General features: G+C 76.3%; 9 protein-coding genes. 1 reads left to right on the forward strand and 8 read right to left on the reverse strand.

Annotated features, from left to right (window positions below; all coding sequences use genetic code 11):
• Positions 1–31: 31 nt before the first annotated feature.
• The gene (locus ACWGN5_RS37690) at positions 32–454 is read left to right on the forward strand and encodes a VOC family protein (RefSeq protein ID WP_453522918.1); all 423 of its coding nucleotides are present in this window, start codon (positions 32–34) and stop codon (positions 452–454) included.
• Here the strand turns inward: ACWGN5_RS37690 and ACWGN5_RS37695 are convergent.
• The 8 genes from ACWGN5_RS37695 to ACWGN5_RS37730 form a co-directional block, all read right to left on the reverse strand.
• Positions 451–900, reverse strand: a complete 450-nt coding sequence (locus tag ACWGN5_RS37695) for a hypothetical protein (RefSeq protein WP_453522919.1) — start codon at positions 898–900, stop codon at positions 451–453. The two genes, ACWGN5_RS37690 and ACWGN5_RS37695, sit on opposite strands and share 4 nt — an antisense overlap.
• Positions 897–1418, reverse strand: a complete 522-nt coding sequence (locus ACWGN5_RS37700) for an RNA polymerase sigma factor (protein ID WP_453522920.1) — start codon at positions 1416–1418, stop codon at positions 897–899. The genes ACWGN5_RS37695 and ACWGN5_RS37700 overlap by 4 nt, the downstream gene beginning before the upstream one ends.
• The gene (locus ACWGN5_RS37705) at positions 1405–1845 is read right to left on the reverse strand and encodes a DUF3995 domain-containing protein (RefSeq protein ID WP_453522921.1); all 441 of its coding nucleotides are present in this window, start codon (positions 1843–1845) and stop codon (positions 1405–1407) included. The genes ACWGN5_RS37700 and ACWGN5_RS37705 overlap by 14 nt, the downstream gene beginning before the upstream one ends.
• A 126-nt stretch (positions 1846–1971) precedes the next feature.
• Positions 1972–3222, reverse strand: coding sequence for a vWA domain-containing protein (locus tag ACWGN5_RS37710; protein ID WP_453522922.1), 1251 nt, complete (start codon positions 3220–3222; stop codon positions 1972–1974).
• Positions 3219–4460 carry an AAA family ATPase gene (locus ACWGN5_RS37715; protein ID WP_453522923.1) on the reverse strand — a complete coding sequence of 414 codons (1242 nt, stop codon included), beginning with the start codon at positions 4458–4460 and terminating at the stop codon, positions 3219–3221. Before ACWGN5_RS37715 ends, ACWGN5_RS37710 begins: the two co-directional genes overlap by 4 nt.
• Positions 4461–4503: 43 nt before the next feature.
• Positions 4504–5955 carry a hypothetical protein gene (locus ACWGN5_RS37720; RefSeq protein WP_453522924.1) on the reverse strand — a complete coding sequence of 484 codons (1452 nt, stop codon included), beginning with the start codon at positions 5953–5955 and terminating at the stop codon, positions 4504–4506.
• 123 nt (positions 5956–6078) lie between these two features.
• Positions 6079–8082: an ATP-binding protein gene (locus tag ACWGN5_RS37725; RefSeq protein ID WP_453522925.1), complete on the reverse strand. Its 2004-nt coding sequence runs from the start codon at positions 8080–8082 to the stop codon at positions 6079–6081.
• Between the two features lie 76 nt (positions 8083–8158).
• Complete coding sequence (locus tag ACWGN5_RS37730; RefSeq protein WP_453522926.1) at positions 8159–9118, reverse strand: AfsR/SARP family transcriptional regulator; 960 nt, start codon at positions 9116–9118, stop codon at positions 8159–8161.
• Between the last annotated feature and the right edge of the window lie 114 nt (positions 9119–9232).

Genomic DNA, 9232 nt, shown 5'->3' on the forward strand with positions numbered 1-9232 from the left:
GACCACCGACCCGTCACGGAAGGGGAGGCTCGTGCCCTCTCGGCTCAACCCGTACATCACCTTCGACGGCGACGCCCGCCAGGCCATGGAGTTCTACAAGGAGGTCTTCGGCGGCACCCTCGCGCTCAACACCTACGGCGCCTCCTTCGGCGACAAGGACGCCGGAGACAACGCCGACAAGATCATGCACTCCATGCTGGAGACCGACAGCGGCTTCACCCTCATGGCCGGGGACGTCCCCCCGGGCATGCCGCACCAGCCCGGCACCAACATCTCCGTCAGCGTCAGCGGCGAGGACGACGGCGAACTCCGCGGCTACTGGGAGCAGCTCTCCGGCTCCGGCACGGTCTCCGTCCCGCTGGAGAAGCAGATGTGGGGCGACGTCTTCGGCATGTGCACGGACCGCTTCGGCATCACCTGGATGGTCAACATCACCAGCCCGGACAAGGACTAACCGGCGACCCGTTCGGCGAGGCGCGCCATGGCCCGCTCCAGTTCACGGCGCGCCCCGAACGGCACGAGCGCGGCCCGCCCCGGGACACGGACGCCGCCGGTCAGCGCCACCCGGGTCCCCTCGCCCTCCTCGACCGCGGCCATCCCGATGACCAGGAACCGGCTCTGCAGCCAGCACCAGCCCGGCCGCAGCACCCCGTGGAACCTGGCCCGCAGACCGTAGCGGCTGCGGGCCAGGGCCTCCACCCGTTCACCGTCACGGCGCAGCACCCGCACCGAGCGCATGTCGGGCTGGAACTCCCCGAAGCCGCCCTCCAGATCGCCCATGACCCCCCACACCACGTCCAGCGGCGCGGGCAGCACCCGCTCCACGATCCGGGCGCCCCGGACCCCGGCGCCCATCACCCGCAGCCGGCGCACCTCGTCGATCGCCAAACCGTCCCTCACGCGGACCACGCCCTTCGGAAGCTCTGCCGTGCCCGGTGCAACCGGGACTTCGCGGTGCCGGCCGGCACCCCGAGGAGCGCCGCAGCGGCCTCCTCGTCCATCCCCTCGACGTCCCGCAGCACAAGCACCGCCCGGTGCGCCGGCGACAGCCGGGCCAGGACGTCGCCGATGTCCGCGGCCAGCTGCGGATCGCCCCGCTCCGGCACGTCGGGCAGCTCCGCCGGCCGCGCCCGCGCCGCCCGCCGGGCGACCCGGACCGCCTCCCGCACGGCGATCGCCCGCACCCACCCGTACAGCGCCTCGGGCTCCCGCAGCGACCGCAGCGAGGTGAAGACGGCGACCAGGGCCTCCTGGGCGGCGTCCGGCCCGTCGTCGAGGGCGATGGGCCCGCAGATCCGGGAGATGTACGGGGTGAGGTGGTCGAGCAGGTCGTGCAGGGCCAGGGTGTCGCCCCGCCGGGCGGCCCGGACGAGCGCGACACCCCGGTCGACGGGACCGCCGGCCTCAGCGGGCGGCACGCAGGGCCGTCCAGCCGAAGACGAGGCTCAGCGGGGTGTAGAGCAGCGCGTTCAGCCAGGGGAACGCCGCCCCCGAGCCGTCCCGGCCCACCACGATCCACACGAGACCGGCCGCCCCGCGCAGCAGCATCCCGCCGGCCACGGCGTACGTGACGAGACGCGGGATCCGACGGCCGCGGCCCCCACCGGCCTGGGCGGCCACGGCGACCGCGGCGGCGCCTTCGACCACCGCGAGCGGCAGCACCACCGCGGGCCCGAAGGACACGACGCTGCCGAGCACGGCGAGCGACAACCCCCGCTCGTCGGCGGCGGGCCAGGTCAGCCCCGTCGCCCAGTAGACGTGCACCAGCGCGAGCACGGCGAGCAGCATTGCGACGGCACGCCCGCCGCCGGCCGCACGAGGCCGCTCGATGTCGATGACCGCCATGGGGTCCCTCCGTATCGGGTTCGAGGTCGAGAGCGCGTCGGGCGCCCGGGGCGCCGACACCTGAAGGAGGACCCGCACGCCCCGAACGTTCCGTGTGATCCGGGTCACGTCGGCTCCGGGGGGTGCCTATCCGATGTCGACCACCCGGGCCCACTCCGGCGGCCCGGCCGGCACATGGTCGGGGTCGTCCTCGTCCCAGGAACGGAACCGTCGGGCCCGCGGGAACAGACCCACCACCGTCCGGCAGGGCGGCCGCGTGGCCGGCCACGGCGTCTGACCGTCGGTCAGCACCACGAGCACGTCCGGCCGCGGACGGGCCCGCAGGGCCGCGGCGAAACCGGTCCGCAGATCCGTACCGCCACCGCCCAGGAGCGGGATGCCCTCGGCGCGGCACAACGGATGGACGATCCGCGCCGCCGCGTCGCACGGCAGCACGGTGACCAGATCGCGACGGCCGCCCACCGCCCGGGAGATCGCCGTGACCTCCAGGAGCGCGCTGCCCAGTTCGGCGTCGCTGACCGAACCCGAGGTGTCGATGACGACGGAGACCCGGGGCGGGCTGCGCCGCAGGCTGGGCAGCACCGCGCCGGGCACGGAGGCGGAGCGCCGCGACGGCCGCCCGTACGAGTAGTCGTCGCCGGCGCCGGAACCGTACGCCGCCGACCTGACCGCCGCCCCCAGCAACTCCCGCCACGCCTGCGGCGGATGGAACGCCTCCTCCGCCCACCGCCGCCAGCCCTTCGACGTGTTCCCCGGCCTTCCGGTGATCGCCCGGGCCACCCGGAACCGTACGGCGTCCTGCTCCTGGGCGCTCAGTCCGTGGGCACCGTCCGCCCCGAGATCCCAGGCCCGTTCCAGGCCGTCGGCTCCGCTGCCGCAGTCCAGCCAGCCCGCGTCCCTCGTCCGCAGGCCGAGCTGGAACTGCCGCAGATAGTCCTCCATGAGCTCCCCCTCGGTCAGCCCAAGAAGCTTCGGATGAACCGCCCCTTCGGGCATCGGCAGCCCGTCGCCGAACACGTCGTCGTTGATCTCGCAGTCCGCCGCGATGTTCATCCGCAGCCGCTCGCCCGACCCCGTGAGACCGCGCTCCCGCGCCACCCGGTCGCTCCGCCCGTGATGGTCGCGGAGCAGATGCGTCACCTCGTGCACCCACACCCCGGCCAGCTCCTCCACCGGGGTCCGGTCGACGAACGCCGGTGAGACGTAACAGCGCCAGTGGCGGTCCACGGCCATGGTCGGCACCTCCCGCGACTCCACGGTGTGCAGCGCGAACAGCGCGGTCGCCAGATACGGCCGGACGCGCACGGCGTGCAGACGGGCGGCGTACAGCTTCTCCAGGTCCAGCACGCCCTTCGGTACCGCTCCGGCCGCCCTCATCGCCCCGCCCCCGCGCCCGCCTTCACACGGTCGCCCGCCCGGTCCGCGCGCCGCGAGAGGGACACGACGCCGGCCAGCCGCTCGATCGACTCCGGAACGTCCCAGTCCTCCCGGCGCAGCCCCGCGAGCGTCGTCGCCGGCACGACCACCAGATCCGGCGCCCCGGACTCCAGCGCCCGGACGAGCAGCGTCCACGCCGCATCCCAGCGGGACTTCTCCGGGCGACGGCCGACCGCCTCCACGACCCCCTCCAACGCCGCCTGACGACGGTCCCCGCGCTCGGGCAGCTCGGCCCCCTCGGGATCGGCGAGGAGCAGTTCGGGATCCGGGAGGTCCATCCGGTCCAGCCAGGCCAGGAGTTCGAGCCCCGGGCCGTCCCCGACGACCCCCCTGACCAGCTGGGAGAGCACGTCCCGCGCGACACCGGCGGCGGTCGCGAAGGCGATCAGCCGCAGCGCCATCTCCCAGCTCCGGGGCGAGGGCCAGGGACCGCCCCGCAGCGCCTCACCACTGGGCAGCCGGTGCACGAGCGCCGGACGGGCGGTCAGCAGCCCGCAGACCGCCCGCCGGGCGACCTCCACGGCTTCCGGCAGCTTCTCCGGGTCGAGCCGGGGGAGCGTGGCGCGCGGCCAGACGCCCCCGAGGCCGCGGACCACGACCTCGGCGTCGTGGGTCCACCGCAGATGGACGAAACGGTTGGCGAGCGGCGGGCTCAGCTCCCAGCCGTCGGCGGCCGAGGACCGGGGATTGGCGGCGGCGACGATCCGCACCTCGGGCGGGAGGACCAGCGTCCCGACCCGCCGCTCCAGGACGAGACGGAGCAGGGCCGCCTGGACGGCCGGGGGAGCGGTGGACAGCTCGTCCAGGAACAGCAGGCCCCGGCCGGCCCGCACCAGACGCACGGCCCACTCCGGCGGGGCCATCGGCACGCCCTGCGCCGCGGGGTCGTCGCCGACGACGGGCAGACCGGAGAAGTCGGTGGGCTCGTGCACGCTCGCGATGACCGTGGTCAGCGGCAGGTCGAGCGCGGCGGCGAGCTGGGTCAGCGCGGCGGTCTTGCCGATGCCCGGCTCACCCCACAGGAGTACGGGCAGGTCGGCGGCGACCGCCAGGGTCAGCGCCTCCAGCTGGGGGTCGGGCCGGGGCTCGGTGGTGGTGTCGCGCAGCAGGGACAACAGGGCGCCGGCGGCATCGAGTCCGGTGGACGAGGCCGCGGTGGAGGACATGGGTGTGGGCATGGGAGATCACCTGAGGAAGGAGAGGAGGGAGACGAGGTCTCCGTCAGCGGGACGCGGAAGAGGAGAGGGCGGCGGAGGTGGCGTGGCGCGGACGCGCGCCACGCGTGCGCGTGCGGCGGCTGTCGGGACGCGTTCTGCGGGCGGGTGGGGGAGAGGGCGCGAGCTCCCGGCCGGGCGCGGGCCCGAACAGCCCGGCCCGGTAGAGCCCGTAGGTGACGCGCTGCCGCGCCGCCGCCTCCAGCGCGTCCCGGAGGGCGCCGTCGCGCAGCAGTGCGGCGGGACCGAGCAGGCCCTCGACGACGGCCAGCGCCCCGGCGATGTCACCGTGGTCGAGCCGCTCGCGGACACCGGTGAGGCAGTCCGGACGCCGGTGCGCCTCGTCGACGGCCCGTACGCAGGGGAGCGCCGTGCCGGTGAGCGCGACGAGGAGTTCCTCGCGCCGGAGTTCGGCCGGGTCGTGGTCGAGCGGAGTCAGGACGCCGTCGACCAGGCCGATCCGATGCCGGGCACCCCGGCACTCCACCAGGCGCGGTTCGCCCGCCCGGTCGGGCGGCCGCGGCGGACCGCTCGGTCGGTGGCCGGGCACGAGCGCGGCGGCGACCAGCGGGTGCAGCTGCCCGGCCTCGACGAGACCGGCCCGCAGCAGGTGCAGATCGGGCAGCAGCCAGGTGGCCGCGTCCGGCAGGACGGGCGCCGCGGCGGAGGTGCGCCGGGCGGGTGCGGTCCGCGGGGCGGCCCGGTACGGCGCGGAGGAGGGGGGAGCGGACGGGTCGGCGTGCAGAACCAGCCGGTGCCCCTTGCCCAGGCGTACGGCCACGGGGCCCGCCGGCCGGCCCTCGGCGCGCAGCAGGATCGCGGCCTCGTCGGTCCACCGGTGCACGGCACAGTGCAGCCCGCCCTGCGGCAGGTCGGGATCCTGCGCGGGAGGGGCGGCGGGCGGCCGGTCGGCCCCGGAGCGTGTCCGCAGTTCACCGGCCCGGCTCGCATCCCAGAGATGGCGGTGCAGGTCGAGCCGGAACCGGGGATGCGGATGGGGGTGTGGCGGGAAGTGCGCGGGACCGGTGCCGGAGGACGGGTCCCAGAGCGCAAGGCTGATCCGCTGCCCGGAGTCCGCCCAGGCGGGCGCGGTCCGCGCCACCAGGTGCGGGGGGCGCGCCCCGTCACGTCCTCCGGTGCCGTACCGGGCCAGCGCGACGGTGAGGCCCGGGCGAAGCAGCCCGTCGGGCGCGATCCGCGGCATGTGCCAGCGCAGCAGGTCCGGGGCGAGCAGACGGAGATCGGCCCGCACGCGGGCCGCGAGCTCCGTGCCGTGACGGCGTGCCAGGGCACGGAGGTCGAGATCGACGTCGATGTGGGCGGCGGCGCAGGCGCCCGCCCAGTCACCGGCCCGACGTCGGGTGGTCGCGGTCTCGATCATGGAGGGCGGCACGGCGAACTCGCGCACGCGCAGCCAGCGGGAGAGGCGGGAATCCTCGTACGCGGAGGGAGTGGTCATCAGCACTCACCTTGCGCGGACGGGACCCCCGATCTGTGAAGGAGGTGAGTCGTCATCGCGATCATCGTACGGCCTCCCGCCGGTGGCGGCACGGGATTTTTCGCGCGGGGGGGGGCGGGGCGCCTACCGGTCGGCGGCGGACGGTGCGGGGGAGCCCGTGGCGGCCAGGCCGTCGCGGGCGCGCTCGTACTGCTGGGGGTGGTCGCCGGCGTCGGGCAGGGAGAGCGCCGTCGCGAACTCCTGATGGGCCTCCGCGCGACGGCCCGCCGCCGCGTAGGTGCTGCCGAGGCGGATGCGGACCTCCATCTCCAGCCAGGTGCTGGTGTGTTCGGTCAGGGTGGACAGGGCCTCGTGATGGGTGTCGACGGCCGTGCGCAGCTCGCCCCGGGCGTGTTCGGCGGTGGCCAGGCGGGACAGGGCCGAGGCGTGCAGCGGCGCGTCGTCGGCCTCGCGGGCGAGCTCGGCCGCCCGGCGCAGCAGGTCGGCGGCCTCCCCGGCGCGGCCCAGGGCCAGTTGGGCCTCGGCGACGAAGCACAGGGTGCTGCTGATCGTACGGGGCCGGCCGTGCTTCTCCGCGAGCGCGAGCGCCGCGAGGAAGAGCTCAAGGGCGTCCTCGTGACGGCCCTGTTGGTGGTGGATCGCGCCGAGGTTGCAGGTCACCACGTTGGTCAGCCAGTCGTCGCCGTGTCCCGCCGCCAGTTCCACCGCCTCCTCCAGGTGGGCGGTTCCCTCCGCGACGCGGCCCTGCGTCCACGCGCAGACGCCGATGCCCGCGACGGCCCGCGCCCGGTCCCGTACGCCGGTGCTGCTGTGCAGCGCCTCCGTGAACCAGGAGTGCGCCTGCCGGAACCGTCCCCGGTGGACGTCGACGACCCCCAGGCAGGTGCGGAGCGAGGACGCCATCCGCCGGTCGGTGGCCCGGTCGGCACAGGGCAGGGCGAGTTCGAGGGCCGCCCGGGCCTCGTGGGGGTGGCCGCGCCGGAGCAGATGGTCCACCAGGGCCTCCGCGATCCAGCAGGCGTGGTCGAACTCCCCGGCGGCGGCCGCGTACGCCACCACGTCGACCAGCTCCCCGCCCGCCGCGTCCAGCCACGCCGACGCCTCCCGCCGGCCGGCGAACGGAGCGCCGGCGGTGTCGGGGCCCGTCGGGAACGCGTCAGGACCCCAGTCGCCCGCGAGCCGGCCCGCCACCGTGTAGAGGCTCAGGACGGCCGCGCGGTCCGCGGCCGCCTCCCCGGGCGCCGCGGCGGCGAGCTGCCGGGCGTGGGCCCGGACGAGGTCGTGCAGCCGGTAGCGGCCCGGATGCGGCTCCTGGAGCAGGCTCGCGTCGACCAGCTCCTCCAGGACCGCCTCGGCGTGCGCACGCGGACGGCCCAGCGCGGCGGCCGGACCGAGCCCGTCGAAACGGACCGTCGGGAGGACACCCAACACCCGGAATCCTCGGCGCAGTTCGGGTTCGAGCCGGTCGTACGAGAGCCGGAAGGCGGCCTCCACGCTGCGGTCCTCCGCCCGCAGCTCACCGAGGCCGCCCGCGTCGTCGGACATCCGGCCCGCCAGGAACGACAGGGTCCAGGACGGGCGGCTCTGCAGCCGGGCGCTCACGATCCGCAGCGCCAGCGGCAGACCGCCGCAGCGCCGGGCCAGCTCCGCGGCCGCCTCGGGCTCGCGGTCCGCTCGCGACTCCCCGAGGAGCGCGCGCAGCAGGCCGACCCCGTCGCCCGAGCCCAGGGGCTCCACCGTGAGCCGCGTCTCGGCGTCGAGGCCGGGCAGCCGCCGGCGGCCCGCGACGAGCACCCGGCTCCCCGGCCCGGCGGGCAGCAGCGGCCGGACCTGCTCGGCGCTCCGCGCGCCGTCCACGACGAGCAGCAGCCGCAGCCCGCTCGTGGCCGCCCGCCAGGCCGTCACCAGGTCCTCGAGACCGTCCGCGTCATCCTTCGCGGCGGGGAGTTCCTCGGCCGCGCCCCGGACCGTGCGGAGCAGCCGGCGCAGGGCCCGGTGCGGGTCGTCGGCGCCGTGCGCCTCCAGGTCCACGAACAGACACCCGACGGGGTGCTCGCCGGAGAGCGCCCAGGCGGCGCGCACGACGAGCGCGGTCTTGCCGACCCCCGCCGTCCCGTCCACCGTCATCACCGTCACCGCGCCCGGATGGACGGGACCGGTGAGGACGGCGAGCTCCGCCTCGCGCCCGACCAGATGAGCCGTGTCACCGGGGAGTTCGTTGCGACGGGGGTGCGGGGGGGCCGCCGGGGGCGACCGGGCGGCCCGTTCCGATCGGTCGGTCCGGGGTCCCCTCACGCCCGGCGTGCGCCCGCTCGTCCGGGTCCGCGGCCGCCGCCCGTACGGCGGTCGTGCCCCCGGTCCGCGCTCCCCGGCCGAGGAGCAGCGTGTCGTCCCGGCGCAGGACCGCCTGGTGCACGCGCCGCAGGTCCTCGCCCGGCTCCACGCCCAGCTCGTCGAGGAGCCGGGCGCGGGTCTCCCGGTAGACGGCCAGCGCCTCGACCTGCCGGCCGCTGCCGTACAGCGCGCGCATCCGCAGGGCGGCGAGCGGTTCGTCGTACGGCGGGGCCACCGGCGCCGCCATGAGGCCGTCCAGGGCCTCCTGGTGGCGCCCGAGCAGGATGAGGCACTCCGCCCGCTCCTGGTGCAGGGCCCGGCGCAGCCGGACGAGCCGCTGCCGCTCCGTGTCGGCGAGCGGGCCCGGCAGACCGGGCAGCGGCTCTCCGCGGAGCAGCGCGAGCGCCCGGCCACCCGCGTCGAGGGCTCCGGCGAGGTCCCCGGACGCCTTCGCGTGCCGGCCGAGCGCCGCCTGCTCGGCGAGCTCGGCCAGGTCGGTGCGGGCCCCGCCCGGCTCGAAGCGGTAGCCGCCGCGCCCGCCGCCGATCACCGACCGGCCGGGCCCGGCGTCCGCCGCGTCCAGTGCCCTGCGGAGCGCGTACACATAGCTCGGCAGGACGCGGTGGCCCGTGCCCGGCGGCTCGGCCCCCCAGACGTCGTCGAGGAGCTGCCGGTACGTCACGAAGCCCGGCGCGCGCAGCACCAGGGCCGCGAGCACCGCCTGCCGCCGTACCGGACCGAGGGCGACCGGGACGTCGCCGCGCAGGGCCCGGACGGGCCCCAGCAGATCGATCCGCAGCGCTCCGCCCGGGCCGCTGCCCCCGCCCATCGGTTCCACCCTCACGTCCTCGCCCCCACATCCCCCGTGCGCGGTGCCCGCACCGCTTCCCAGACCTTCGCTTCAGCAGCATTTCATCGGCCTTGCAGCGCGCCGCGCCAGGGT

The organism is Streptomyces sp. NPDC055815, assembly GCF_053616475.1.